Annotated in this window: 22 protein-coding genes, 2 tRNA genes and 1 pseudogene; 8 read left to right on the top strand and 17 right to left on the bottom strand. The window is 64.2% G+C overall.

The window, feature by feature from the left end; all coding sequences use genetic code 11:
• Positions 1-4 precede the first annotated feature (4 nt).
• Positions 5-1261: a CaiB/BaiF CoA transferase family protein gene (locus tag DIR46_RS06980; RefSeq protein ID WP_109344590.1), complete on the bottom strand. Its 1257-nt coding sequence runs from the start codon at positions 1259-1261 to the stop codon at positions 5-7.
• A gap of 146 nt (positions 1262-1407) precedes the next feature.
• Between DIR46_RS06980 and DIR46_RS06985 the strand changes: the two genes are divergently transcribed.
• Positions 1408-2754, top strand: coding sequence for an MFS transporter (locus tag DIR46_RS06985; RefSeq protein ID WP_109344591.1), 1347 nt, complete (start codon positions 1408-1410; stop codon positions 2752-2754).
• A 3-nt stretch (positions 2755-2757) separates the two neighbouring features.
• Here DIR46_RS06985 and DIR46_RS06990 read toward each other — a convergent pair whose 3' ends face one another.
• The 4 genes from DIR46_RS06990 to DIR46_RS26500 form a co-directional block, all read right to left on the bottom strand.
• On the bottom strand, positions 2758-3579 hold the full coding sequence (locus DIR46_RS06990) for a sterol desaturase family protein (protein WP_109344592.1): 822 nt from the start codon (positions 3577-3579) through the stop codon (positions 2758-2760).
• Positions 3580-3678: 99 nt separating this feature from the next.
• Positions 3679-4440 (bottom strand): FxDxF family PEP-CTERM protein, encoded by a 762-nt coding sequence (locus DIR46_RS06995; protein ID WP_109344593.1) that lies wholly within the window; start codon positions 4438-4440, stop codon positions 3679-3681.
• Positions 4441-5061: 621 nt separating this feature from the next.
• Complete coding sequence (locus tag DIR46_RS07000) at positions 5062-6492, bottom strand: diguanylate cyclase domain-containing protein (RefSeq protein ID WP_109344594.1); 1431 nt, start codon at positions 6490-6492, stop codon at positions 5062-5064.
• An 88-nt stretch (positions 6493-6580) separates the two neighbouring features.
• Entirely contained in the window at positions 6581-6994 is a 414-nt protein-coding gene (locus DIR46_RS26500) for a hypothetical protein (RefSeq protein ID WP_162819447.1), read from the bottom strand.
• 538 nt (positions 6995-7532) lie between these two features.
• Between DIR46_RS26500 and DIR46_RS27195 the strand changes: the two genes are divergently transcribed.
• Both DIR46_RS27195 and DIR46_RS27200 read left to right on the top strand, forming a co-directional pair.
• Positions 7533-7715, top strand: a complete 183-nt coding sequence (locus tag DIR46_RS27195) for a hypothetical protein (protein ID WP_229446617.1) — start codon at positions 7533-7535, stop codon at positions 7713-7715.
• Positions 7678-7966, top strand: a pseudogene (locus tag DIR46_RS27200) (integrase core domain-containing protein); the annotation flags it as partial. The gene DIR46_RS27195 and the pseudogene DIR46_RS27200, both read left to right, overlap by 38 nt.
• Before the next feature lie 36 nt (positions 7967-8002).
• On the opposite strand, the gene DIR46_RS07015 reads toward DIR46_RS27200, so the two are convergent.
• From DIR46_RS07015 to acs, 3 genes are all read right to left on the bottom strand, one after another.
• On the bottom strand, positions 8003-8782 hold the full coding sequence (locus DIR46_RS07015; RefSeq protein WP_229446524.1) for an HNH endonuclease: 780 nt from the start codon (positions 8780-8782) through the stop codon (positions 8003-8005).
• A gap of 112 nt (positions 8783-8894) precedes the next feature.
• Positions 8895-8985, bottom strand: a tRNA-Ser gene (locus DIR46_RS07020).
• Between the two features lie 272 nt (positions 8986-9257).
• Positions 9258-11258: an acetate--CoA ligase gene (gene acs / locus DIR46_RS07025; protein ID WP_109344596.1), complete on the bottom strand. Its 2001-nt coding sequence runs from the start codon at positions 11256-11258 to the stop codon at positions 9258-9260.
• A gap of 256 nt (positions 11259-11514) precedes the next feature.
• On the opposite strand from acs, the gene DIR46_RS07030 reads away from it, so the two are divergent.
• The 4 genes from DIR46_RS07030 (at position 11515) to DIR46_RS07045 (ending at position 14751) form a co-directional block, all read left to right on the top strand.
• On the top strand, positions 11515-12117 hold the full coding sequence (locus DIR46_RS07030; RefSeq protein ID WP_109344597.1) for a TIGR00645 family protein: 603 nt from the start codon (positions 11515-11517) through the stop codon (positions 12115-12117).
• Positions 12118-12181: 64 nt separating this feature from the next.
• A complete protein-coding gene (locus DIR46_RS07035) occupies positions 12182-13717 on the top strand; it encodes a fumarate hydratase (protein ID WP_109344598.1) in 1536 nt (511 codons plus the stop codon).
• Between the two features lie 13 nt (positions 13718-13730).
• Complete coding sequence (gene murI / locus DIR46_RS07040; protein WP_109344599.1) at positions 13731-14600, top strand: glutamate racemase; 870 nt, start codon at positions 13731-13733, stop codon at positions 14598-14600.
• Positions 14601-14675: 75 nt separating this feature from the next.
• Positions 14676-14751 (top strand) — tRNA-His (locus DIR46_RS07045).
• Positions 14752-14923: 172 nt separating this feature from the next.
• Here the strand turns inward: DIR46_RS07045 and imuA are convergent.
• Positions 14924-15622, bottom strand: a complete 699-nt coding sequence (imuA, locus tag DIR46_RS07050) for a translesion DNA synthesis-associated protein ImuA (RefSeq protein ID WP_109344600.1) — start codon at positions 15620-15622, stop codon at positions 14924-14926.
• A gap of 98 nt (positions 15623-15720) precedes the next feature.
• On the opposite strand from imuA, the gene DIR46_RS26505 reads away from it, so the two are divergent.
• Positions 15721-15957 (top strand): hypothetical protein, encoded by a 237-nt coding sequence (locus DIR46_RS26505; protein WP_162819448.1) that lies wholly within the window; start codon positions 15721-15723, stop codon positions 15955-15957.
• 71 nt (positions 15958-16028) lie between these two features.
• On the opposite strand, the gene DIR46_RS07055 is transcribed toward DIR46_RS26505, so the two are convergent.
• From DIR46_RS07055 to DIR46_RS07090, 8 genes are read right to left on the bottom strand one after another with little or no spacing between them, the layout of a single operon-like run.
• Positions 16029-16406: a hypothetical protein gene (locus DIR46_RS07055; protein ID WP_229446525.1), complete on the bottom strand. Its 378-nt coding sequence runs from the start codon at positions 16404-16406 to the stop codon at positions 16029-16031.
• Entirely contained in the window at positions 16403-16873 is a 471-nt protein-coding gene (locus tag DIR46_RS07060; protein ID WP_109344602.1) for a lysozyme, read from the bottom strand. Before DIR46_RS07060 ends, DIR46_RS07055 begins: the two co-directional genes overlap by 4 nt.
• A complete protein-coding gene (locus DIR46_RS07065; RefSeq protein ID WP_229446526.1) occupies positions 16873-17121 on the bottom strand; it encodes a phage holin family protein in 249 nt (82 codons plus the stop codon). The genes DIR46_RS07060 and DIR46_RS07065 overlap by 1 nt, the downstream gene beginning before the upstream one ends.
• Entirely contained in the window at positions 17118-17606 is a 489-nt protein-coding gene (locus DIR46_RS07070) for a hypothetical protein (RefSeq protein WP_109344603.1), read from the bottom strand. The genes DIR46_RS07065 and DIR46_RS07070 overlap by 4 nt, the downstream gene beginning before the upstream one ends.
• Positions 17607-17627: 21 nt before the next feature.
• Positions 17628-18020, bottom strand: a complete 393-nt coding sequence (locus DIR46_RS07075) for a hypothetical protein (RefSeq protein WP_109344604.1) — start codon at positions 18018-18020, stop codon at positions 17628-17630.
• Complete coding sequence (locus DIR46_RS07080) at positions 18017-19060, bottom strand: hypothetical protein (protein ID WP_109344605.1); 1044 nt, start codon at positions 19058-19060, stop codon at positions 18017-18019. The genes DIR46_RS07075 and DIR46_RS07080 overlap by 4 nt, the downstream gene beginning before the upstream one ends.
• Positions 19057-20100, bottom strand: coding sequence for a hypothetical protein (locus DIR46_RS07085; RefSeq protein WP_109344606.1), 1044 nt, complete (start codon positions 20098-20100; stop codon positions 19057-19059). The genes DIR46_RS07080 and DIR46_RS07085 overlap by 4 nt, the downstream gene beginning before the upstream one ends.
• Positions 20101-20108: 8 nt before the next feature.
• On the bottom strand, positions 20109-25451 hold the full coding sequence (locus tag DIR46_RS07090) for a phage tail length tape measure family protein (RefSeq protein WP_109344607.1): 5343 nt from the start codon (positions 25449-25451) through the stop codon (positions 20109-20111).
• Position 25452 lies beyond the last annotated feature (1 nt).

Below are 25452 nucleotides of genomic sequence, written 5' to 3' on the forward strand. Positions count from 1 at the left end.
CAAATCACCCCTCGCGCGCGAGCCACCCCAGTTTCTCGTGGTCGTAGCCGAGCAGGCCGCCATAGACGTCGCCATTGCTGGCGCCGAGGGCGACTGCCGGCTTGTCGAAGCCCGTGAACGCATCCGACATGCGGATCGGCAGGCCGCCGGCCACGACGTCGTCCACCGCCCCATACACCGGGTGTTCGAGCCTGGCGGTCTCGCCGCGCGCCAGCAGGCCGGGATCGCGCATCGCATCGGCCGGATCGCGCACCGGGCCGTTGGGCACGCCGCAACTGGCCAGCAGCGCGCCGACAGCCCCGGTGTCCAGGGTGCGGGTCCACGCGCCCACCATCTCGTGCAGGATGGCGTGGTTACTCACCCGCGCCGCGCGGCTGCAAAAGCGCGCGTCATGGATCAGTTCCGGACGGCCCATGGCGCGAAACAGCCCGGCGGCGAAGGCATCCTTCGGCGCGCTGATCGCGATATGGCCGTCGGCCGTCGGGAACACGCCGGAAGGCGCCAGGCGCGCCAGCACATTCCCGGAGCGGGTGGCATGCCCCATCTTGCGCTCCATCTCGAACGGCTCGGCCGCCACCAGCGCGCCCATGGTCCCCAGCAGCGAGACGTCGACCCGCTGGCCCTGCCCTGTCGCCCGCGCCTGCAGGACGGCGGCCAGCGTGCCGATGGTGGCGAACAGCGGCGCGGCCTGGTCGCCGATGGGAATGCCGACCCGCACCGGCGCTTCGCCTTCGGCGCCGGACGCCATCATCAGGCCGCTCATCGCCTGGATGACGATGTCCACCGCCTTGCCCAGCCGCGGATCGGCATCCGGGCCGAAGCCGCTGATCGAGGTGTAGACGATCTTCGGATTCACTGCGCGGCAGCGCGCGTAATCGATGCCCAGGCGCTCGGTCACGCCAGGGCTGAAGTTCTCCACCAGCACGTCGGCGCGGCGCACCAGGTCCATGAAGACGGCGCGCGCATCGGGATGCTTCAGGTCGAGGGTGACGGCTTCCTTGTTGCGGCCGCGGTCGAGGATTGCAAGCGACAGGTCGTCGTCGTGCCCTGGTGCGGCCTTGACGCCGTCGCGCCCCATGAACAGCGCGTTGCCGCGCGCCGGATCGGGACTGTTCGGGTTCTCGATCTTGATGACCCGCGCGCCCAGTCCCGCCAGCAGCAGGGTCGCATAGGGACCGGCCAGCATCGTGGTCAGATCGAGGACGGTCACGCCCGCTAGCGGGCCTGGCGGCTTGTCCGGATTATCCGGGTGGTGTTCCATGGCGGCGTCCTTTCACGGCAAGTGCTGCGGGTGGAATGCGGACAGTCTAGCGCACCGCGGGGAATCGTCGCCTTGGCGGCCGATTCGGTGTAGAGTCCGGCCTGCCGGCACGCAGGCGATCAAGATAACAATAACGGAGACCCACCATGCAGCAGCAGGACCGCGCCGACGGCGCCGTCAACGTCCAGGACTTCCTGAACGAACACCGATTCTCGTCTTACCAATGGCTGATCTTCGGCCTGTGCTTCCTGATCGTGCTGCTGGACGGCTTCGACACCGCGGCGATCGGCTTCATCGCCCCATCGCTGGTGCAGGACTGGGGCGTGACGCGCCCCGCCCTGGCGCCGGTGCTCAGCGCCGCCCTGTTCGGCCTGGCCGGCGGCGCCATGGCGGCCGGGCCGCTGTCGGACCGGGTCGGCCGCAAGCTGGTGCTGGCGTCGTCGGTGCTGCTGTTCGGCGCCGCCTGCGCCTGGTCTTCGTTCGCCACCGGCCTGACCGAACTGGCCATCCTGCGCTTCGTCACCGGCCTGGGTCTGGGAGCGGCGATGCCGAATGCGGTGACCCTGATGAGCGAATTCTGCCCCGACCGCAAGCGCGCCCTGCTCACCAATGCGATGTTCTGCGGCTTCCCCCTCGGCGCCGCCCTGGGTGGCTTTCTCGCGGCCTGGATGATCCCGCTGTGGGGCTGGCGCAGCGTGCTGCTGCTGGGCGGCGTGGCGCCGCTGCTGGCGGGCCTGTTGATCATCCTGTTGTTGCCGGAATCGGTGCGCTTCCTGGTGGCGCGCGGCGCCGGCCACGAACGCATCCGCGCCATCCTGCGCCACATCTCGCCCAGCGCCGACGCTGCCCGCGCCTTCGTGACGCGCGAGGCCGCGCCCAACACCGAAGCCGGCGGCGGCGTGAAGCTGATCCTGTCGCGGCCCTACCTGGTCGGCACCCTGATGCTGTGGCTGACCTATTTCATGGGACTGGTGATCTTCTACGCGCTGATCAACTGGATGCCGCTGCTGCTGCGCGACGCCGGCCTGTCGGCCCAGGACGCGACCCTGGTCTCGGCCCTGTTCCCGCTGGGCGGCGTAGGCGCGGTGCTGGCCGGCTGGCTGATGGACCGCTACGACGCCAACGCCGTGATCGCGGCCTGCTTCGCGCTGACGGCGGCCACCATCTTCGCCATCGGCCAGAGCGCCCACGACCTGGCGCTGCTGATGGCGGTGGTGCTCGGGGCCGGACTGGCGATGAACACCGCGCAGGCCTTGCTGCCGGCGCTGGCGGCGGCCTTCTACCCCACCCGCGGCCGCGCCACCGGCGTGGCCTGGATGATGGGCATCGGACGACTGGGCGGGATCGCGGGCTCGTTCCTGGTAGCGGAGCTGGCGCGGCTGCGCTTCGGGATCGGGGGGATCTTCGGCGTCGTGGCAGTGGCGGGGGTGGCGGCCACCCTGGCGCTGCTGGTCAAGCTGGCCGCAGAGCGCGCAGCCCGGCGGCCGGCGTAGCGTTCAATCCGCGACCGGCTCCGCCTTGCGCGCCGGCAGCATCGGCTCGAGCAGCTGGCCTTTCAACGTGGGCGGGCATGGCGTGTCGGTCCCGACCTCGGCCGGCCAACTCTTCGGCAGGTAGTGGCTGCCGAACACGCGGTCCAGGAATGGCAAGGTGGACGCGTAGTTGCGGTTGATGTGCTCGTGGCGGCTGTGGTGCCAGTGGTGGAAGGCCGGCGTCGTCACCAACCATTCCAGCGGCCCGAAGCGCCAGCGCAGGTTGGCGTGGATGAAGAAGCCCCACACGATGCCGAGCGCGATCAAGAGCGCCGGCGTGCCGCTGCCGGCCATGCCCGGGCTGGCCAGGCCGATCACGTACAGGGGCACCAGGCCGAACAGCCGGGTGATCACCATGTCGACCGGATGGCTGCGGGTATTGGCCAGGAAGTGCATGCGCTCGGTGCTGTGATGCAGCGCATGAAAGCGCCACAGCCAGGGAATCTCATGACTGAGGCGGTGCCCCCAATAAAAGCCCGTTTCGGCGATCACGAAGGCCAGGCCGATGCGCAGCGCCTGCGGCAGCTCGGCCACGGCCGTCTTGAGCGCGGCCGGCACCAGGTAATGGGCGGCGGAGGCCAGCAACGCCATCGGCACCGTGAGCACCACGACCGGCACCAGGCTGCTGATGAAGTAGTAGGCCAGGTTGTGGCGCAGCTCGGGATTGGGCTGCTCGTGGCGCACGCCGAACCAGCGTTCGAGCGGCACGAACAGCGCCGTCAGCAGCACGATCCAGATGCCCAGCCGCAAGGCGGTCATGGCGAATTCGGCGAAGGTGACGTTCATGGCGGATGCGGCGATGGTGGGAGCGGTGTCGCGACGTGGAGCTTGCCGCCGGGCCGGCGGCATCCGGCTGCAGTGGACTGCAGCCGGTGGATTGGCGTATCAGGCCTGGCCGCCGCTACGGCTGCGGCGGCGCGCCGTGAAACCGATCAGGCCGAGGCCGCCCAGCAGCATGCCCAGGGTTGCCGGCTCCGGCACTTCGGCGTTCAGGGCGACGTTATCCAGCAGCATGAACGGCGGCGCGCCGGCGCCGCTGCCGTGGACCAGGAAGCTCAGCCATTGGCTGGCGCTGGTTGCCGTGAAGGTCATGGTGGCGGTCTTCCAGCCGCTGAAGCCGCTGTCCACGATGCTCAGCAAATCGGAATTCTGCTTGGCGCCGCCGAAATCGACTTCCCAATAATTGTTGTTGTTCGGGCCACGCTCGATGACCTGCTGGGCCAGCGCGAAATCGAAGGTCAGCGTATAGCTGTCGCCGATCGTCAGGCCGTTGACCTGTTGCTTGAGCGGGCCAGGGAAATACATCCAGTCCGACGCGAAGAAATTGCCGCCGGTTGGGGAGGCCGAGTAGCCATTGCTCAGGCCAGTCGTGCGGTACTTGTCTTTCAACCAGATCGCGGACTTGTCGGTGTTGGCGATATCGCCATTCAGGACGAAGTTGTAGCGTCCATCCCTGCCATAACCGCTCTCCCAGTGCGTCAGGGTAGTTCGGTCGGCGCGCGTCGTGGACGTGCCGCCGGCAAGCTGCTTGTTGCCGCCGTTGGTGGTCTCTTCGAAGTTGCCATTCTTGATCAGGTTCGCATGGGCAACATTAGTGCTCAGCGCCGAGGCAGCCAACAAGGTCAGCAGGAAGGGTTTGATGCGCATGCGCGGACTCCGGAAAATGATAGGTGACGGTGAGTAAGCGCCGGCGTTTTCTGGGCCGGACGGTGGCTGGCGGGGAACACGGAAGCCTGCGGGGCCGATATGCTGGGCGCTGCCAAAATTGATGATTATCAATAATTATTGCACTGAAAGTATTTTATCAGATTCACGATTGATGATATTCAATATTGAATTCGCAATGATATTTGCCTTAAGGTAATGTTTTTACAATTTCTCTTTAGCAATGGATTGTTAGTCGATAATGTTCTGCCAGAAAAGCTTGGCAATACAGGCGCCTGACGCGATCATCGGGGTCTCCCAGCGTGGGAAAAGGTGACATCCGCCTGGCAGGAGCGCATGCAACGCTGTGAATGGAGACGAATTGCACACCTCTCTGGACGCATTGTATGGCTGCAAAAAAACAACAAGTCACCGCCGGCCATCCGCCAGCTGGGCTCTATCGCTCGATCGCCCTCATCGGCGTTCCGGTGAGAGGATCACAAAAGCAAGTGGCTCGATCATCTGCACACCGTGCTCGATTCCCGTACGGTGCGCGCTGCGGCCAGGCGCGTCGGCCCGCATCCCGACACCGACCTGGTAGCATGGTTCCCGGACGAGTGCTGATCAGGCGCCCTGCTCCATCGTACCGTCATAAAACGCATGGCCGTTCTTTCCCTGCCCCTTGATGTGGTACATGGCGACATCCGCGCGGCGCATCAACTCATCGATCGTGTCGCCGTCGTGGGGAAATACCGCGATCCCGATCGAGGCCGAGATCGTCACCTCGTTCCCACCGAGGTCGAATGGCAGATTCAGGCATTCCAGGAATTTGTCGGCGACCACGCGCGCGTCGTCACGGGCGTGCAGTTCGGGAAGGACCACGGTGAATTCGTCTCCACCCTGGCGCGCAAGCGTGTCGCCCTTGCGCAGGCAGCCTTTCAGGCGCGCCGTCACCTGCCGCAACAACGCATCTCCCTTGGCGTGACCCAGCGTGTCGTTGACCAGCTTGAACCGATCGAGATCGATGAACATTGCCGCCAGCTCGGTCTGGTTGCGCCTGGACTGGATGATCGCCTGTCCGAGGCGGTCCCTGAACAACAGGCGGTTCGGCAGATCGGTCAGGACGTCGTGATAGGCATGGTGAAGGATGATGGCTTCGGCTTGCTTGCGCGCCGTGATATCGCGGGCGATCCCATACGTGCCGATGTATTTTGATCCACCCCGGTCCGCATGGTCCAGGTGCATGCCGACCGCGTTGAGCGACACGGTGATCGATGCCTTGTCGAGGTCTTCCGACCGGGTCGGATTGGACCGGCAGGTCATGCGCAGTTCAACGTCGCGCGATGCCCGGTCGCCGGATCTTCGCTCGTTGAATGCGTAGCGCGCCCGGGCGAAGTCTTCCTGGTGCACGAGCACGGAATAATGCTGGCCGATCAGTTCGCGGCGATCGTAGCCCAGCATCTGGCAGGCCCGGTCGTTCACGAAAGTGAATCGCCCCTCGGGCTCGACCATGTAGATGAGATCCGGCGAGGTATCGACAAGGTAGCGGTAGGTGCGCTCGGACAGCTCGAGCTGGTAGGCGATGTCGCGGTTGGCTTGCCTGAGCCGGCGCTGGGTCAGGACATGGTCGATGGTCTGGAACAGATCCTGCTGGCTGAATGGCTTGCGCAAGAAGTCATGCGCGCCGCGCCGCATCGCGCCGATCGCGGCCTCGATCTGAACGTTCCCGCTGATGACGATGACGTCGGTTTCGATGCAATGGTGATTGATGAAGTCCATGACATGGTGGCCATCCATGTCTTCCAGGCTGAGGTCCAGCAAGACCAGGTCATAGCGGGTGTCGGACAGGCAGGCCAGTGCGCCGGCGCCGGAGCTTGCCGTGTCGATGTCGACATGGCGCTGGCTGAGCAACTCGCGCAGCGACGCGAGCATGCGTGGCTCGTCGTCCACGAGCAGCAATTTCGTCGACTGGTTCGCAGCAGTGAACGGCAGGTGGGGGGCGGCAAATGAATTATCACCGATCGTGAGGCGCGACTTTCTCGGGAATAGACTCATGTCTGTGTGGGCGCTTGCGGCTCATATGGCTCAGTCGAGCAGCGCAAGGATGAAGTATGTTTGGAAAGGTTGGCTTATGCTTTCTACATTAACATGCGCAAGGCTGTTCAAATACAAATTGACAATTCTTAAAGTCAGTCGTTAACAATTCCTTGGGCGCAACATCCTCGCCGACGTAAAACACAAGGCCAATCACGGATGGCGTTCTTTTCGCAGTCTTGGCGGAAAGATGAACGGCAGCGCTTCGATCATCAACCGATGAAGCCTTTTCAGTCGAAGAGATCTGCCAAATTTTCGACAACGATTTTTCGACATCGTCAGGAACGTCGCGGTCGGCATAGGCGCGCACGCGTGGAGCAACGAGGATGTCGTGTTTCTGATAAGCTATATTTCCAACTGACAATCCAACATGCCACATGGACGGCAACTTACCCAGCGAGTACAAGATACTGGTGCATACGGCGCTAGCGCAAACTAAAGGACACATTGGTTTCTTTTCCATCCACGCTCCGACCTCGCGTTGGGATGGACCAGACCCGATCTTCGTCGAGATCGCTGACCAGGCCTCGGCATGTTCGAGCATCGTGGTAGCCATGCGCGAGGCATACCTGCGCGCATGGGACTGGATCAATACCCGGTAGCCAGCCATACCTATTCGAATCCGCTGACTGGGACCAGGCAGTACGCGGCCGGCGGCCGTCACTCAAATTTACCGCGGCCACGCCTGCTCCGGTGTCAGGGCGTCACTGGCGTATCGGTCAGCCTGCTACCAGGTTCCACCCGGCCAGGAGGCAGTGGGGACTGCAAGAAAACGTTCCGCCTCGGCGCCAACCTCCCCGACGCCTAAAATGCCTGGGCGGAGCGGTTGCAGGTGGTCGACCACGCGAAGACGGACCGGGTCTGCCGGCGCCTTCCGGAGGTCGTCAAATCCCTGCGTAGTAACCCGCCCCGGATTTTGTAGAGGCTCCGTTCTTTGAGAAAATGGAGCTATGAAGAGGCAACCTAAGTATTTTCCGGAAGTTATTGAGCGCGCTGTGCGCATGGTCAGCGAGGCTGCCAGCGAGTACGAATCGCAATGGGCGGCCATTACGTCGATCGCGGCCAAGATCGGCTGCACGCCAGAGACGCTGCGTCGCTGGGTACGCCAGCAGGAGCGCGACAGCGACCAGCGCCCGGGGCCGATTGATCAACTACAGCGAACGTCTGGCAGAAGCTGGTATTGAGGCCTCTGTGGGCAACAAGGGTGGCAGTTACGATAACGACCTGGCCGAGACCATCAACGGGCTCTACAAGGCTGAACTGATTCCACCGCCGCGCTCCCTGGAAAACACGTGAAGCCGTCGAGCTGGCTACGCTGGAATGGGTATCCTGGTTCAACCACCACCGCCTGCTGGAACCGCTCGGCTATATACCGCCGGCGGAAGCTGAGGCAAACTATTACAAGCAGTTGAGCAGTCAGGCTATCCCAGCCTGACTCACACTAACCGGCCTCCACGAAAGCCGGGGCGGTTCAACTAACCTCGGCGAGTTTGCTGTGCGCGAGGTCCCATTGTTGTGCCAGCGCTGCGCCTGACGGCCATTGAGCCAAATCCAGCGGTAGCATTAGGGGAGCTCCGGTTAGGACTCGGTATGTCGGATCTTTGATTTCGGGGCTCACCCAAACTGTTCGGGTCTTCGGATCCACTGCAATCAGCCCCAAGTCCCACAGAGTGTGAATGTCAGCGCGCAGCAGCAGCCCGTTCGTCACGGAGTTCGTTTCCGGTCCCAGGTATGGCGTAATGTGTGCGGCCTCGAGTAGAGGTGTAACGGCACAGCCAGTGATCGCACAGTGCCCACCATAGGCGGCAATCAGGGTCTTTCTGAACTTCTGCTGCCCTCGTCGCTGTACGATTTCTCGCAACACTCGTGCGCGTGCGTCCTCCTGATTTTTCGGATTAAACGGCTCACTTAACGCGGACTCGATTTTTGTTACCTGCTTTCGGTGCGGTCCATACTCAGCCTGCTTCTCTTTACGAAGCGAGCCAATAGCCTCCAGGTATTTTTGATAGTTGCTGAGCGCAGCAGCGTACATCCCGTTACCGGTCTCATTCCGATCAAGGAACTCAGGGGTCTTCCTTAGCTGCTCAGAAAGGGCAACGAACTCCGACAGATCAGGGATCTCTGCAATCGGCTTGGTCGTGAGTCCGTGAGTGCGAGCCCAGGTGGTCAAACGTCCTTTGATCGCGCCTTGGTAGCTATTAGAAGATTTCTCGGAGAGCCCTGCCGATTTCATCCATTCCACAAAATCCATATCGCTTGGTCAAAAGATATTGAACAAGCAAGATAGCATCGATTTGAATAGCGCACATCAAATCTATAGCGCAAATGCGAAGGGCCGCTCGAAAGCGGCCCTTATGAATGCTTGGCGGAGAGAGGGGGATTCGAACCCCCGATAGGCTATGAACCTATACACGCTTTCCAGGCGTGCGACTTAAACCACTCATCCATCTCTCCTGATGGGTCGACGTGGGAACCCCACGAAGCCGCCTATTATAGCAAGTATTCCCAGCAGTACAAGGCCGACAACGCTGGCGGGCGCGCAAGCTGATGCCGGACGGTGCCGAACAAGTAGGATGATCTGGCCCAGTGGACCAGATCAGGAGCCATCCACCCTGGGCCTCCCGGCCAACAGCACAAAAAAAATGCCCGCCTCTCTCCCGAGTAGGCGGGCAAGCCTTGCGTCAGCCTTGTGGGCCAACGCAGGCAGGTTGCTCAGTGATTGTAGCTCAAGCCGATTCCTTCAACTGCTCGAGAATGGCCGGATTCTCGAGCGTCGACACGTCTTGCGTGATGTTCTCGCCCTTGGCCAGCACGCGCAGCAGGCGGCGCATGATCTTGCCGGAGCGGGTCTTCGGCAAGTTGTCGCCAAAACGGATCTCTTTCGGCTTGGCGATCGGACCGATCTCCTTGCCCACCCAGGCGCGCAGCTCGTTGGCCAGTTTTTTCGCTTCCTCGCCGGTCGGACGCGCCTGCTTGAGCACGACGAAGGCGCAGATCGATTCGCCCGTGGTCTCGTCCGGCTTGCCCACCACCGCCGCTTCGGCCACGATCGGATTGGCCACCAGCGCCGATTCGATCTCCATCGTGCCCATGCGGTGACCCGAGACGTTCAGCACGTCGTCGATGCGGCCGGTGATGGTGAAGTTGGCCGTGTCCTTGTTGCGGATCGCGCCGTCGCCGGCCAGATAGTATTTGCCGCCCAGTTCTTCTGGGAAGTAGCTGGTGCGGAAGCGGTCCGGGTTGTTCCAGATCGTGCGGATCATCGACGGCCACGGACGCTTGACGACCAGGATGCCGCCCTGCCCGTTCGGCACGTCGGCGCCGGCTTCATCGACAATCGCGGCCATGATGCCCGGCAGCGGCAAGGTGCACGAACCCGGCACCATCGGCGTCGCACCCGGCAGCGGGGTGATCATGTGGCCGCCGGTCTCGGTCTGCCAGAAGGTGTCGACGATCGGGCAGCGCTCCTGGCCCACATTGCGGTAGTACCACATCCAGGCTTCCGGATTGATCGGCTCGCCGACCGAGCCGAGCAGGCGCAGGCTGGACAGGTCGTAGTTCTTCGGATGCACCTTCTCGTCCAGGTCCGACGCCTTGATCAGCGAGCGGATCGCGGTCGGCGCCGTGTAGAAGATGCTGACCTTGTGCTTTTCGACGGTCTGCCAGAAGCGGCCGGCGTTCGGGAAGGTGGGCACGCCTTCGAACACGACTTGCGTGCCGCCGACTGCCAGCGGGCCGTAGGCGATATAGGTGTGGCCGGTGATCCAGCCGATGTCGGCGGTGCACCAGTAGACGTCTTCGGGCTTGAGGTCGAAGGTCCACTTCATCGTCAGCGCGGCCCACAGCAGGTAGCCGCCAGTCGAGTGCTGCACGCCTTTCGGGGTGCCGGTCGAGCCGGACGTGTAGAGGATGAACAGCGGATGTTCCGCATCGACCCATTCAGGCGCGCACTCGGCCGACTGGTCCTGCACCAGCTCGTGCAGCCAGATGTCGCGGCCTTCCTTGAAATTGATGTTGCCGCCAGTGCGCTTGTAGACGATCACGTCCTTGACGGTGTCGCAGCCGCCCAGGCCCAGTGCCTCGTCGACGATGGCCTTGAGCGGCAGCGCCTTGCCGCCGCGCTGTTGCTCGTCGGCCGTGATGACGGCCACCGCGCCGGCGTCGATGATGCGCTCCTGGAGCGATTTGGCGGAGAAGCCGCCGAACACCACCGAGTGGGTGGCGCCGATGCGGGCGCAGGCCTGCATCGCGGTCACGCCTTCGATCGACATCGACATGTAGATGACGACGCGGTCGCCCTTCTTGATGCCGCGCGACTTGAGCGCGTTGGCGAACTTGCACACGCGTTCGTGCAGCTCGCGGTAGGTGACGCGCGTAGACGTGCCGTCGTCCGCCTCGAAGATGATGGCGGTCTTGTCGGCGTTGCCGTTTTCCAGGTTGCGGTCGAGGCAGTTGTACGAGGCGTTCAGCTGGCCGTCGGCGAACCATTTGTAGAACGGCGCATTCGATTCGTCGAGGATGGAGGTGAACGGCTTGTGCCAGTCGAGGTTCTCGCGCGCCAGGCGGGCCCAGAAGCCCTCATAGTCGCTGGCGGCTTCGGCGCAGAGTTTTTCGTAGGCGGCCATGCCATTGATGGCGGCCTTGTCGGCAAACGCCTGAGGCGGCTGGAACACGCGGTGCTCCTGCAGGCCCTGGGTTTGCTCTTGGGTGGTCTCGTTCTCGGCCATACTAGTCTCCATATTAATGTAGTAGGTTATGCCAGATACCATAGGGGGGCTCGCTTACTGAGCCCTTACATGGAAACCCCTGAGGCGGATCGGTATTGACTGCGCTCGCCCGCTTCCTGTTCGTCTTATTCTAACGCCAGCCGTTGCAAAGCGTGCAAGGAGCGCCCGATGCCGGCGCGCTCCGCACCTCATCGCACGGCGCCGGTGTAAAATGCCGAGCTGAATTTTTTTCGCGTCCCCCTGGAGTTTCATCCCAATGTCCGCCCTAGAACCGAGCAAGCAAGTCCGCAAGCTGTCCCCACTGAACAACCTGATCTTCGCCAGCCGCTGGCTGCAGCTGCCGCTCTACCTCGGCCTGATCCTGGCGCAGTGCGTCTATGTATTCCACTTCTGGGTCGAACTGGTCGACCTGATCGGCGCCGCCATGGGCAACGTCGATTCGCTGAACCACATCATCGACGCCGTCGGCCTGTCCGGCAGCCGTCCGACCCGCCTGACCGAAACCGTCATCATGCTGGTCGTGCTCGGCCTGATCGACGTGGTCATGATTTCGAACCTGTTGATCATGGTGATCGTCGGCGGCTACGAGACCTTTGTCTCGCGCATGCACCTGCAGGATCACCCGGACCAGCCGGAATGGCTGTCGCACGTGAACGCTTCGGTGCTCAAGACCAAGCTGGCGATGGCGATCATCGGCATCTCGTCGATCCACCTGCTCAAGACCTTCATCAACGCCGCCAACTACACCGAGCAGACGCTGATGTGGCAGACCCTGATCCACATCGCCTTCCTGTTCTCGGCGCTGGCGATCTCGTGGACCGACCGCATCACCACCATGACGCATCACGAGAAGCACTGAAGCACCAGCAGTAACACACAACGATAACGATACTCCGACACTCCATCACGAGAGATTTCCCACCATGGCAACCGTCATCACCCAGGAAGACCTGATCGAATCCGTCGCGGCCGCGCTGCAGTACATCAGCTACTACCATCCGGCCGACTATATCCAGCACCTGGCACGCGCCTACGAGACCGAGCGAAGCCCGGCCGCGAAGGACGCGATCGCCCAGATCCTGACCAATTCGCGCATGTGCGCCGAAGGCAAGCGTCCGATCTGCCAGGACACCGGCATCGTCAACGTGTTCCTCAAGGTGGGCATGGGCGTGCGTTTCGAAGGCTTCACCGGCTCGGTGACCGACGCCGTCAACGAAGGCGTGCGCCGCGCGTACAACTTCGCCGACAACAAGCTGCGCGCCTCGATCGTGGCCGACCCTCACTTCGAGCGCAAGAACACCAAGGACAACACCCCGGCCGTGGTCCACATGGAACTGGTCGAAGGCGATACCGTCGACGTCAAGCTGGCGGCCAAGGGCGGCGGCTCGGAAAACAAGACCAAGTTCGTCATGCTCAACCCATCCGACTCGCTGGTCGACTGGGTGCTCAAGACCGTGCCGCTGATGGGCGCCGGCTGGTGCCCCCCGGGCATGCTCGGCATCGGCATCGGCGGCACCGCCGAGAAGGCGATGCTGATGGCGAAAGAATCGCTGATGGAAGACATCGACATGTACGAGCTGCGCCAGCGCGGCCCGCAAAACAAGCTCGAAGAGCTGCGCATCGAGCTGTGCGACAAGATCAACGCGCTGGGCATCGGCGCCCAGGGCCTGGGCGGCCTGACCACCGTGCTGGACGTGAAGATCAATATGTACCCGACCCACGCGGCCTCGAAGCCGGTGGCGATGATCCCGAACTGCGCCGCCACCCGCCACGCCCACTTCGTGCTGGACGGCTCCGGCCCGGCCTATATCGAACCGCCGGCGCTGTCGACCTGGCCCGACGTGAACTGGACGCCGGACACCGAGAAATCGAAGCGCGTCGACCTCAACACGCTGACGAAGGAAGAAGTCGCGTCGTGGAAGCCGGGCCAGACCCTGCTCCTGAACGGCAAGATGCTGACCGGCCGCGACGCCGCGCACAAGCGCATCCAGGACATGCTGGCCAAGGGCGAGTCGCTGCCGGTGGACTTCACCAACCGCGTGATCTACTACGTCGGCCCGGTCGATCCGGTCGGCGACGAAGTGGTCGGCCCGGCCGGTCCGACGACCGCCACCCGCATGGACAAGTTCACCGACATGATGCTGGAGAAGACCGGCCTGATCTCGATGATCGGCAAGGCCGAGCGCGGCCCGGCGGCGATCGAATCGATCCAGAAGCACAAGTCGGCTTACCTGATGGCGGTCGGCGGCTCGGCCTACCTGGTCTCGAAGGCGATCAAGTCCGCGAAAGTCGTCGGCTTCGAGGACCTGGGCATGGAAGCGATCTACGAATTCGACGTGACCGACATGCCGGTCACCGTCGCCGTCGATTCGACCGGCACCTCGGTCCACAACACCGGCCCGAAAGAATGGTCGGCCAGGATCGAATCGCTGAAAGGCGTGCCGGTCACCGTCGCCTGATTTCACGATCATCATGACCTCCCCCGACGCTCCGGTTGGCATCTTCGACTCGGGCGTCGGCGGCCTGTCGGTGCTGCGCCACATCCAGGCGCAGCTGCCGCACGAACACCTGCTCTACCTGGCCGACACCGGCTTCGCGCCCTACGGCGACAAACCCGAACACATCGTCGTCGAACGCGTGCTGGCGATCGGCGATTTTCTATTGGCGCAGGGCGCGAAAGCCCTCGTCGTCGCCTGCAACACCGCCACCGTGGCTGCCGTGCGCGAGCTGCGCGAACGTCACCCCGGCATGCCCATCGTCGGCGTCGAGCCGGGCCTGAAGCCCGCGGCCAGCCTTACCCGCAGCGGCAAGGTGGGCGTGCTGGCCACCGAACGCACGCTGCGCGGCGCCAAGTTCCTGCAACTGCGCGACCAGATCCACCTCGATTCGGGCGCCGAGTTCCTGTTGCAGCCCTGCGTCGGCCTGGCCGACCAGATCGAGTTCGGCGAACTCGATTCCACCGCCACCAGCGCGATGCTGGAACGCTTCATCATGCCGCTGCTTACCCAGGGCGCAGACACCCTGGTGCTGGGCTGCACCCACTACCCGCTGGTGCGCGCCTCGATCGAGCGCCTGCTGAAGGATGCCGGCCGGCCGGACGTGGCTCTGGTCGATACCGGCGACGCCGTGGCGCGCCAGCTCGCACGGCTGCTGGCCGGCGCGGGCCTGCTGCGCGCACCGGGCGCCATCCCCGCCGGCCTGACCGGCTATACCAGCGCCAGCGCCACCGCCCTGACGGCGGCGTTTCGCAGCCTGCTGGGCATCGGTCCGCCGGTCCACGAGGTGGCGCTGCCCCTGCCAATGGGCTGGCCGCCGGCCCCGGCATCCGGAGTGCACATTTAAATTTGCCAGTTCGGGATGAAGCCCTTATAATCTCGTTCTGTCTCGGCAATGCAGAGACAGAAAAGAAAGTCAGTGGTGGCTGTAGCTCAGTTGGTAGAGTCCAGGATTGTGATTCCTGTTGTCGTGGGTTCGAGTCCCATCAGCCACCCCAAGTATTCATTTAGATTCAAGCAGTTATCAGAATCTAGATTTTTCGGATAGTGAAATTTCCAACGTAATTCGGAATTTTCCAACGGCCGGAACGAAGAAGCCACCCTCGAGGTGGCTTTTTTTGCGTCTTAGCCGACGCCGCGAGGCGGGCGATAAACCCGTCCCCGTTCGGCTTATTCGACCATGACCGGCTCTGCAACCTGGTGCAGCGGCAACACCTGGCGTTGCGGCTGAAGACGGTGCGCAGGGTTGATCTGCATCGGCAGGAATAGCGGCTCGTCGCGCTGCGGCCCTCGCCTTTTCACGAATCCAACCTCCAGCCCGCCGGCGCGCGGGCGTAGCGCCAGTCGCAGCGGCGCCGGCGAAGCGTCTTGCGCCGAGGCGAGCAGCCGGATCATGAAGAACAGCGTCTCGCCCTCTTGGGCCGCCAGCGTCAGGCGGCGCTGGCTCTCGGCCCGAATCTGGTGCTGCCAGAACAGCAGCGCGCCGCAGCTCCCGCTGCGCAGCACCTGCTCGGCGGCCCACAGAGCATCAGCCGTGCGGTCGGCGCGCAGCCACAGCGCCGACTCGGGCGGGATGTCCATGGCGGCCAGGGCCAGCGCCTGGGGCGGGTGCGGTGGCTGCAGGAAGGCGATCTGCCGCTTCGCCACCTTGGATAGCGCGGGCGCCAGCAGTCGCAGCTCGCCGATCCCTGGCTGCTGCGTGTGCAGGTCCGTCATCGATCCAGTTGGCCAGCCGCCGCCCGGCAGCTGGTTGTCGAGCGCCGGGTGGCCGGTGCTGACGCAGCGAGTGTGGTTGCGCGCCAGCTGCGAAGCACGCCATAGGGACGGGTGCAGGTCTTCGGGGTTGATGATGGCGGCTGGCGTGGACATAGTTGACTCGCTGAAATACTGTACGTTTATACAGTATAGCACCATGCCAGATTGATACCGCTCGCGGCGGGCACCGGCCAGTCGGCTACCCTATCGCGATGCATACTCGAACCGACCGCGCTACCGCTGCCCAGCTCGACCTGGCCATCAACCTCGCCGCGACACACGGCGCACATGCGGCCGCAGCCGGGCTGCGCGCCCAGGGCGTCGCGCTCGAGCTGGCCGTGCGCGTGCTGCTCAAGCCCTGGCTGCGGCGCCGCCCTACTTCGGCCAGGCCTGAACCGTCTTCGCGTGCCGCGCCGCACATTCCGCGTACTGGCGCAACAGCTCGATAGCCCAGGCCTGCCAGGCGTCGAAATCGTCGGCGGCCGGGCGCGCCACTGCTGGGCACGGCGCCGCCAGCGCGCTATCGAGGGATGCTTGTGTTGGCGGCGTCGATTGCGGCGTCGAGGTTGCGCACCCGGACAGGATCAGGGCGGCAATCAGGAGGCAGAGGCTTCGCATTGCGCAGCTCCTTGGTGAGCGCCGTCATGTGCGGCGCCAGGGTGGATTGGATGGCGGCGAACTCGGTCGCGGCCGCGCGGATCGTCGCAGCGTCAGCCTGGACGTCGGCCAGGGCCTGCTCGGACAGGCCGGCCTGGAACTCGGCGTGCGCGCGGCGCAGCTCCGCGATCTCGGCGCCGTGCCGCCAGCCGTTGGCGACCCAGCCGGCGGCGCCGGCCAGCAGCAGACCGACCGGCACCAGGATGCTGGCCGCCAGCGCGCGGTACGGGCCGGGGATCACGGCAGCCCCCGCAGGCAGATGTCGCGCTCGGCCTGGCGCCGCAGCGTCAGCCCGCGCACCTCCCGGCCGGCCACCTTGTTCCACATCAGCAGAGCGTCGCACGCGCCGGCCATGTCGCCCGCGTTCGCCCGGCGCGCCATGCTCGAGCCACAGAAGGCGCTCACGCCGATGTTGTAGGCCGCGTCGACGAAGGCCACCTTCTGGCTATCGGTCAGGCGGTCCAGCGGCACGCAGCGCGCGATCCCGGCCGCGTGCCGCTCCAGGTCGCGGTCGAGCTGCGCCCGGCACTGCTCCGGCGTGTAGGTCTTGCCCCACTGTGCATTCTCGGTGGCGCCGGTGCAGTAGGTCAGCACGCCGCCCAGGTCACGGTAGGTCGTGAGCTTGGTGTCCTCGAACCGCGGCGTCAGGACGAGCAGCGCGCCGGCGGCGACGGCGCCGACGATACCGGCCAGGCCGGCCCGGCGCATCACGACGTCACCTCGCACGCCTGGGCCTGCAGCTGCGCCAGGCGCACCTCGCGTTCGCGCTGCTCGAGGTCGGCCAGGCGCTGCTCGCGCGCGTCCTTCCGACGCATGTACAGGAAATTGAGGATGAACGTCAGCAGCGCCGTAGCAATACCGACGATGACGCCCACCTCCGTCAGCGTCATGGATGCACCGATTGCGGTGCCGGCGCCGGCGTAGCTGCCCAGCTCGGGCGCGGAAATTTTGCTCATTGTTGCCTTTCGATGGGCGTAAAAAAACCCGCCGGAGCGGGCTGTTGCATGAGGGTGAGCGCGCTGGCCAGCGTGCCGGGCGAGTATCGCCAGGGGTCCGGGATGCCGAGCGCGGCGGCCACCGCCTCGGAGCAGAACCAGCGGCGCTGGCTGTGCGGGATCGGCGCCAGCACGAATTGCAGGTTGCCTACCAGGTCGTACGGCGCGCCGTCGTGCTCGCGAAACCACTGCCACGCACGTTCGGCCAGGGCGTCGGGCAGCTCGATGAAGTCCCAGCGCGCCGGGTCGAAGTCGATCACCTTGGTGCGCACGCCGCCGTCCATATTGGACGCCGAAGCCGCGAGCGAGCGGCCGTGCAGCACGCTTTCGTACAGCACCAGCTCGACGTGCGAATACGGCGATCGGGTCCACCACCGCACCAAGCGGTTGTAGATGCCGGCCAGGCCCGGGCGCGTGCCGCGGTAGAAAGCTGCCTTGAGGGTCATCGGATTCCTTTCAGGAGGTGATCAGCCGGTGTAGCGCTCATGCGCCTGGATCGGGTCGTCGAGGATTGCCAGCGCGCGGCCTGGCGCGTCGAGCAGGTCCATCGCCTCGAACGCCTGGACGTCCTCGCGGGTGTCGGCGCGGTCGACGTCGACATAGGTCGCTGCCGCCAGATCAGCCTGGCCGACGCGCACAGTCGCAGCGCGCGCGCGGCTTTCAGCGCTGGCGGCAGGGTCGTCGATTGCGGCCAGCTCGATGCGGATTTTCTCGGCCCGCGTGAATCGGTTCCGGAACGCGAGAACCGTGAGGTGGCGCGGCTGCGGCGGAGCTGGCTCGCTCGCGCGCGCCTCGATCTCGGCCAGCTCCTCGGGGGTGGCGTCGCGGGTGACGCCGTCTACATTTACCTGTCGAGTCATTGCGTGTTCCTGTGTCCATAGATACGGATGGTGGCTCCAGCCAAGAAATTGCCTCCGCTCAGAAGGAATAGGCGGAATCCCGAAACAGGGCTAGTTCCGGCGTAGCCGCCTTCCTGCATGTTTGCAATCATTCCATTGTTGGGAATGCTGAACGTCACGCCGCGGAAGCCCACACTCTTCAGCGTTGATGCATTTGCGTTTCGCACCTCAATCGTTGCACTGCATGCTTGCGCCGGCAAATTGCTTGTGAGCCCGGCGAGCTCCAGCTGAGCGCCAGATCCCGCGACCGCCTGCCCGTGAGCAGCCATAGTTCGGTAGGAATCTGCGGCGGCCACCCCGCCGATTGCAAGTCGCATGCATAAAGTCTGGTTTGCGGTTTCAGTGCGAAGCCCCTGTATCTCAATCGTGTAACGATCGTGGGTCGAATTAAAGATGTTCAGGAAGTCAATGTTCGCCACTGCAGATGAAACGAACGTCGCCCCCAGGAGCGTGACCGCGCCAGAACCAGCCTCCCCCTTGTCTCCGGTGCGCTGGAAGAACAGCAGCACGCCGTCGCCGTTGACGAACGGGTTTGCCGAGCTGCTGTCGGTGCACACGACAGTCAGGTTGCGGTAGCCGGTCGGAGCCGCGCGCGCGGTGACGTCGAACGTCATCCACCTGCTCATGTCGCCCTGCTTGACGAGGCGGATCGAGCCTTTAATCGCACTAGTTGAGGAATCGAAAGTGTCGAGCAGCGTCGTGTAGTCCTGGCCACCGGCCGTCAGGTCCAGGCGCATGGTCGTCGAGGTGTTCTGGGTGGCGCTCGACAGGCGCAGCTTGCCGGCACCGGGATCGGCGTCTGCCGTCGCCGTGTCAAAGACGTACCGGATGGCATAGGCGCCGCCGGCCTGGAGCAGGTTCATGCCCGCTTCGGTCTCGTTGATCTGGTTGGCCAGGATCGGCAGATCCCGCATGAAGCCCGACATCTTATTGTCGAAGTCCAGCTGGTCTTGGGACTGGTCCGGCATCTGGGCCGGATCGAGCAATACGGAGATCGTCATACGGTTCCTTCAATTTGCAGGGACATGTCCCAACGTGTTTTACCTTTCACCACAGGCTTGAGGCTCGAATATCGCCCGTAGGCGATCGCCAAGCCGTAATTCTGCGACCCGACCCAGACAATCGGCTTCTGTCGGTAATCCGCCATCAGCTCGTACACTGCATCGACCTGCGAGGCATCGACCATTACGTCGGCGGTGATGCGCTTCGCCCAGTTACGGTACTGGGTCTTGCTGGTGCCATCGAAATTGAACGAGGTATCAGAGAAGTCCTTGATCTCGGCACCCAGGGTCATCAGCGTCTTGCCGAGATCCGCGGTCGGACCGATCGCACACATGCCACACTTCGGCACGCCGCCGGGCTTCCGGATGGCGATCGTGACCAGCGCCCGTGCATACGGAGGCAACTTCAAGCTGACCGCCCAGGTCTTACGGCGGATCCGCTTGAAGCACCAGTTGAAGAAGCTCGAGCCGGACGTCGAGACCTTCAGCGACTGCTCTTCACGGTAGACCAGGCCCTTACTGAGGTCGACCACCGACACACGTACCTCGGCCGCATCGACGTTGCCGATGTAAAAGCCCTGGCTGATCACCTGGGGCGAAACAACGATGATGATCTCCTCCGGATGGGAGGTCTGGGTGTTGTTGTATTGGTCCAGCATTGCCCAGCGGTTGACCGCGCCGCGGGGCGTCCAGGCGCTCGTGTCCGTCAGCGCCTTGCCAGTATTGCTGGCGATCAGCGACTGGTAGACGTTGTGGCTTGCCGGGTCGTAGACCAGTGCATCTTTCGCGTACGTCGCCGCCGAGCTGTAGGTCTGCTCGGCGATCGGCACGTTCGAATAGACCAGGCCCGCGCCGGCGCCGATTACCTCGCCCGCATCGAGCAAGGCGTATGGAGCCTTGCTCAGATCGGCCGGATCGTAGGTGACCCGGAGAGTGTTCGGCGGCGCCATCTGCTGCACGCCATTCCGGTCGTAGTACGGCGCCGACGTGGCGCGCGTGCAGCTAACATCACCCAGGGTGACGGGTTCGATGATATCCATCGGGCTCCTTATGCTGGTACAGGCTGGGCGGGCTCAGTGGCGATCGGCTTGCGACCGTTCACCACGTCGTCCAGGTGGCTCGCGGTGTTGCTGGTGTGCGTGGCGATCGCCAGCAACCCATCGCGCAACGCTTCGCGCAGCTCCACGTTTTCACGCTGCTGCGCCTCGAGCACGGCCGACAGGCGCGCCACCTCGGCGGCCAGCGCCTCCGAATTGCTTTCCGGGTTGGCCAGGCGGCGCATCAACTCGCGGTTGTCGGCCGCGGGCATGATGCGTTCGCCCTGGTGGATCATTGCCGGCATGTCGGACTTGACGAAGTTGGTGCCGATCGCGAACCCTGGCAGCTTGCCGAGAGCATCCTTCTGAGCCGCCTTCAGCCAATCCGCCTTCTCTGCCTCGCTCATGGTCGACCCGTAGGCGCTCTTCCAGAATGCGAGACCCTCGGCATCCGGCGCCCGCCCGAGCACGTCCTTATAGAGGCGATTGAGCTCGGCTTCGGTCGAGCCAGCAATACCGTCGACGATCTGGCTGATTGGCGCGCCGCTGGCGGCAGCGTTTTTCCACCATTCGAACCCTTCGGCATCTGGCGCGCGGCCCAGGTACTGCTGGTAGGCATTGTTGATGGCGGAGCTGGCGGCCACGACTGGGTTGGCGTTGGCAGCTGCCAGCGCGCCCTGCAGCGCCCGCAGCGCGTCCACGATCGAAAGTCCCGTCGTGCTGATACCCTTCAGGACGTCGATCTGCTCCTGCTCGCGCGCCAGCATCAGGTCCAACTGCTTGACCTGGTCCTGCGCGGCGTTCAGGGCACGCTCCTCCACCGTCAACGCGCTGTCGGTCAGCTTGCCCAGTTCGGCCAGCTCGCCCTGGGTTTGGAACAGGTCGCGCTGGTAGTCCTGATAGCTGGCGTAGGCTTCCGTGGCCGGCCCGTTGCCCAAGTTGGCGATTGCGCGCTGCAGCTTCTCGACGTCGCCCAGGCCGCCGCCGGCGCGGGCGATGGCCAGCGCTGCACCGATCTCCGCACGGGCCTGCGCCTGGCTCGCCTGCTGCTGCTCCGGCGTGCGCATCCCGTTGAGCGAGTTGCGCGCGGCATCCGTCAGGCTGCGCAGCTTGTTGACCGCCTCGGTGCGCGCCTGGATATCCTCCTGGAGCGCTTCCTTCTGGCGGCCGGCAACCCGCTGCAGCACCGAGAAAGCGCTGTCCACGCCGCCCAACAGGGACGTCGCATCGGCCTTTGCCCTTTCGATTGCCGCAGTTGCAGCCTCCTCGGCCGCGGTCTTCGATTTGATCGCCTGGATCTGGTCGAACAGCGCGCGGTTGCTCTCGTCGAGCGCGGCGCGCTGCTGGGCCAGCAGCTGGGTCTCGGACAGCGTGAGCTGGTCCAATTCCTTTTGCAGGTCGGCCCGCTCCTCGAAGATCTTGGCATCGACGTCGGCGATCTGCTTGAACGCCGGGGCGATCTGCATCAGCGTGGCGTAGGCGCGGGCGCCGGCCTCGGTCGTCAGGTCCAGGCCGGTGACCACGCTGCGGAACTGCTGCAGCGAGTCGTCGGCGCCGGTCTTGATCCCGAACTGGTCCAGCGTCGGAGTGATCCGGCCGCGCAGCGCGTCGGCGCGCTCCTTGTCCGAATAGAAGTCGGACAGGAACTGGTCGGCGCTCGAGGTAAATTCGTCCAGCCCGCCGACCAGGCCGATCAGCCGCTCGCGCGCACCGACCGAGGCCAGGCCCAGCGAGCTGAACGTCATCCCCAGCGAATCGGTAACCACCGCCACCGCCTGGTAGTTGGTGGCCACTCTGGTCAGGGTCTCGAGGTAGCCCTCGCCCACCTGCTGGAACTGCTCCAGACCACCCACGCCGAACTTGGCCAGGTCGTCGCCGACCTTCGAGAACACCGCCGACAGTTCCTTCTGGATCTCGTCGTCAGACAATCCTTTCAGGCTGACCTTGCCGATGTCCACCACGAAGCTGTTGAGCTGCGCGGCGAACCCGTCGGCGCCGATGTCGAGCATCGTGCCGGCTTCCAGCACGGTGTCGTACAGCGACAGCAGGACGCTGGCGATCTGGCGGTTGCCCTCCAGGCCCAGGCCCTCGAGCGCGGTGCTGTTCTTGTCCTTGCCGAACCAGCCACCATCCTTCTTGATGTCGGCGTACTGCATGGCGCTCAGGCCACCAGCCGCGATCGTCGAGAAGTTCGCGCGGTCGACCGCAAAACCGGTATCTTCGACGGTGGTCTTGCCGCCGAAGACGCTGGTCAGCGCCTTGCCCACGAAGGTCTTGCCGATGATCGCGCCCAGCGCCGCGCCGAGGGCCATGCCGACCGGGCCACCCAGCATGAGCCCGATCTGGCTGGCACCCATACCAACATAAGCGCCGCCCATCGCGCCCAGCACCGCTCCGCCGGCCGCGCCGCCGATCCCGATCGCTTTCGAGTCGAACACGTTCTTGCCCATGTCCTTGCCGAAGTCGCCGGTCACGCCGGTGGTGCGCACCAGCAGCGAGGCGAACTGCCCAATGCCGGCCTCGATGTTGCGCAGCGAGGTCAGCATGCCGTTGCTGATGCCCAGGCCCTGCAGCGTGGCGCCTTCGATGGCGTCAAGCGCGCGGCTGATGGATTCCGACTTGGCGTCCGAGCCCAGCACCGAGCCGGTACCCTGCTTCTCCTGCCGCTGCTGCGACAGAGGCACGCCACCACCGCCCGACACGCCACCGATGGCAACGCCCAGGCCGGCCACGATGGCCGCCATGGCAGCCATGCGGCCGAATGCGGAGTACGGGTCGCCGGTGCCTTGGTTCAGCACGGCAGCGATACCCTTTGGCACCAGCTCTGCCAGCGTCATCGCCAGTTCGGCCGCGTGGAACACCTGCGATGCGGTCTGCAGGGCCTTGTAGCCGCGGCTTTGCTCGTCGAAGAAGCCAGCAGCGGCGCCGGTCATGGCGCCATAGCCAGCGAGGCGATTCTTCGTGTCCCGCTCGTTCAGCTCGGCGATCGTCTTCTGGTACTTGATCTCGTCGAAGTCCTTCGTGCCTCGAAGCTTCTCAGCAGCCGCGCGATCCTCGGCGATTTTTGCCTGCTTACGGCCGAAGGAATCCAAGGATGAAGTCAGGCGAGAGATCGAATCGCCGGCAGTGCCGAACGCTTCGCGCAAGGCTTCGCCAAACGTCTCAGCGCGGCCCGGGTCAAGGGAGCGGTTCAGCTCGTCCAGTGCCCGCTTGTTCGATTCATAGGCCGCCTCTTCAACAGCCCCCTCCCGAACGGCCTGCGCGCGCGCACGAAGCGCTGCCGCCTCCTCTCGCAGATCCTGCGCCATCTTTCCGCTGATGTCGATACCATCGGCGGCCATGATCTTACGCTCGGCGCGCAGCGCCAGGTCCTCGATCTGGGCCGCGTTGAATTCGGCGAGCGCCAAGGCGCCCATGCCAATCTGCTCGTTCTCGGCACGCTGTGCCGCGAGGTCGCCGACAGCCTTGTTGCGCGCTGCGGCGGTGGCGTCCATCGCCTTGGCAAGTTGCTCGGCCGACTCGATCAGGATTTTCCGATCCGCGATTTCTTGCTCGGCTGCCGCCTTGATGCCTGGCTGGTTCGCCAGCAGATTAGCCTGCTGCTTCGTCAGATCCTCCAGCGAAATCGCGCCCTTTGCATACAGGTCACTGAGCATCTTCCAGTCGGCCGCGAACGTGGTGGTCAGGCCCGAAATCTCGGCCAGTGCCGCGGCTTCGGCGCGCATTGCATCCTCGCGCTTTTTGGCGGCTGCGTCCCAGTCGCCCTGGAGGTACGACTGCCGGATCGCCTTGATTCGGTCTGCGATTACCTTTTCACGCTGCGCGCTCTGCTCTGGGTCATCCCCCGGAAAAGCGGCGGCGCCCTCATTCCGAGCCTTTGCGAGGTCACGCTCGAGCCGAGCCGCTTTAGTCAGATACTTGTCACTATCGGCCAACCACTTGTTCCGTGCCTCGGTGATTTGCGCAGCATCAGCCTCGGCCTTTGCCGCCGCTTTTTTTGCATCGCTGCTCTCCCGAACAGCCTTAATCTCAGCCTCGGTGCGCGCAAGAGCTTCGCGCTGCCGGCGCTCGCCAAACCTGTCTCCGCGCGCCATTGCGTCGGCGATGTTTGTCTCGATCCGCTCTCGGGTATCTAGGAGCGAATTTATCTTCTCGAAGTCAGTCGGCGCGCGCCCAACTCCTGGAACCATATCCATGTAGTCAGAGGCGGCCTTTTTAATCCGAAGCCACCCGCGCTCCCAGTCGGACAAGGTGTCGAGAACGCGCTTGTTTTGTCGATCGATTCCCTCAGCGTGAGCAAGTTGAGCGACCGACGCAGCATCCGCCGCCCTTCCGACATCCTGGAGCGCCTTCACCTGCTCGAAGATTTCAGCGTTAATGTGGTGGTACTTGTCGTTCAGACTGATCAATGTCTGGAGGGGAGTCCCGCCCAAGGCATCGAATTCCGCCACGGTGTCCGCGATGCTACGACCTAGAACTCGCTGGCCCTCGACAGCGACAGAAGCGAAGCGCTGCATATTCTCGCCTGAAACCTGGCTGGCGCCGACGAGTGCAATTAAGGCGGCGCCAGCGTCTTTTTGCGACCCAGACACTTCTGCCACCCGGCGCGCCGCCTCGGCCATCTGGTCACTGGTGGTGCCAACAGCATTCCCCGATTCTGCGATTGCCCGCGCGTAGTCATCGACCTCTCCCGAGCCCGACTTAAAAGCTACTGCCAGGCCGGCAGTCGCGGCGGCCAAAAGCGTCAAGGGTGTAACCAGCCTCATAATGTATTGGCCGACGCCCTGGAAGGCCTGCTGGATCCCGCCAAACGAGTCGACGACCTGGCCGCCCTGCTGGATCAGGACCGTCATCGGGTCCATGCCACCCTGGAGCGAAGTGACTACGTCGGTAATTTGTGCGGGAAGCTGGCGCAGCGCGTTCGAGGTTTGTCCAGCGCTGACGCCCAGATCGTCGAAGCCAGCAGCACCGCCCGTCGCGGCCGTGCGAGCACGCTGCTGCGCCAGCTCGACTGCGCGCAGCTGAGCCAGGTAAGGCTCGAGCACCTGCGGATCGACGCCGCGCTGCTGCGCCAGGGTCTCGAAGTATTTCGCGCTTGAGCGCGAGCCAGCCTCCATTTGCGCGGTCGTGCGCTGGATCGAGCCGATGAGGTTGCGCTGCGCGGCTTCGACCTTTGCCGAGGACGCGCCCGCGCCGTTGCCAATGTCGTTTACCGCGCGCTCGGCGCGCTGGCCCGAGGCCGCGACCGAGTTGGCCATCTGGCCGGCCTGCTGGCTCAGGTCATCGAAGCCCGCGCGGGCGCCGGTGTTGTCGACCTCGGTAACAAATTGAATCCGCCGCTCTTCAGTCGCCATT

Origin of the sequence: Massilia oculi (genome assembly GCF_003143515.1) — a bacterium.
In the GTDB taxonomy this organism is placed as follows: Bacteria; Pseudomonadota; Gammaproteobacteria; order Burkholderiales; family Burkholderiaceae_D; genus Telluria; species Telluria oculi.

Excerpts from the sequence above, each read along its gene's own strand:
- DIR46_RS07030 (WP_109344597.1), top strand. The coding sequence starts at position 11,515 with ATGTCCGCCCTAGAACCGAGCAAGCAAGTCCGCAAGCTGTCCCCACTG.
- DIR46_RS07075 (WP_109344604.1), bottom strand. The coding sequence starts at position 18,020 with ATGACTCGACAGGTAAATGTAGACGGCGTCACCCGCGACGCCACCCCC.
- DIR46_RS07070 (WP_109344603.1), bottom strand. The coding sequence starts at position 17,606 with ATGACCCTCAAGGCAGCTTTCTACCGCGGCACGCGCCCGGGCCTGGCC.
- DIR46_RS26505 (WP_162819448.1), top strand. The coding sequence starts at position 15,721 with ATGCATACTCGAACCGACCGCGCTACCGCTGCCCAGCTCGACCTGGCC.
- DIR46_RS07060 (WP_109344602.1), bottom strand. The coding sequence starts at position 16,873 with ATGCGCCGGGCCGGCCTGGCCGGTATCGTCGGCGCCGTCGCCGCCGGC.
- DIR46_RS06990 (WP_109344592.1), bottom strand. The coding sequence starts at position 3,579 with ATGAACGTCACCTTCGCCGAATTCGCCATGACCGCCTTGCGGCTGGGC.
- DIR46_RS07080 (WP_109344605.1), bottom strand. The coding sequence starts at position 19,060 with ATGACGATCTCCGTATTGCTCGATCCGGCCCAGATGCCGGACCAGTCC.
- DIR46_RS07065 (WP_229446526.1), bottom strand. The coding sequence starts at position 17,121 with ATGAGCAAAATTTCCGCGCCCGAGCTGGGCAGCTACGCCGGCGCCGGC.
- imuA (WP_109344600.1), bottom strand. The coding sequence starts at position 15,622 with ATGTCCACGCCAGCCGCCATCATCAACCCCGAAGACCTGCACCCGTCC.
- DIR46_RS07035 (WP_109344598.1), top strand. The coding sequence starts at position 12,182 with ATGGCAACCGTCATCACCCAGGAAGACCTGATCGAATCCGTCGCGGCC.
- acs (WP_109344596.1), bottom strand. The coding sequence starts at position 11,258 with ATGGCCGAGAACGAGACCACCCAAGAGCAAACCCAGGGCCTGCAGGAG.
- DIR46_RS06995 (WP_109344593.1), bottom strand. The coding sequence starts at position 4,440 with ATGCGCATCAAACCCTTCCTGCTGACCTTGTTGGCTGCCTCGGCGCTG.
- DIR46_RS26500 (WP_162819447.1), bottom strand. The coding sequence starts at position 6,994 with ATGGAAAAGAAACCAATGTGTCCTTTAGTTTGCGCTAGCGCCGTATGC.
- DIR46_RS27195 (WP_229446617.1), top strand. The coding sequence starts at position 7,533 with ATGGTCAGCGAGGCTGCCAGCGAGTACGAATCGCAATGGGCGGCCATT.
- DIR46_RS07085 (WP_109344606.1), bottom strand. The coding sequence starts at position 20,100 with ATGGATATCATCGAACCCGTCACCCTGGGTGATGTTAGCTGCACGCGC.
- DIR46_RS07090 (WP_109344607.1), bottom strand. The coding sequence starts at position 25,451 with ATGGCGACTGAAGAGCGGCGGATTCAATTTGTTACCGAGGTCGACAAC.
- DIR46_RS07015 (WP_229446524.1), bottom strand. The coding sequence starts at position 8,782 with ATGGATTTTGTGGAATGGATGAAATCGGCAGGGCTCTCCGAGAAATCT.
- DIR46_RS07000 (WP_109344594.1), bottom strand. The coding sequence starts at position 6,492 with ATGAGTCTATTCCCGAGAAAGTCGCGCCTCACGATCGGTGATAATTCA.
- DIR46_RS06985 (WP_109344591.1), top strand. The coding sequence starts at position 1,408 with ATGCAGCAGCAGGACCGCGCCGACGGCGCCGTCAACGTCCAGGACTTC.
- murI (WP_109344599.1), top strand. The coding sequence starts at position 13,731 with ATGACCTCCCCCGACGCTCCGGTTGGCATCTTCGACTCGGGCGTCGGC.
- DIR46_RS06980 (WP_109344590.1), bottom strand. The coding sequence starts at position 1,261 with ATGGAACACCACCCGGATAATCCGGACAAGCCGCCAGGCCCGCTAGCG.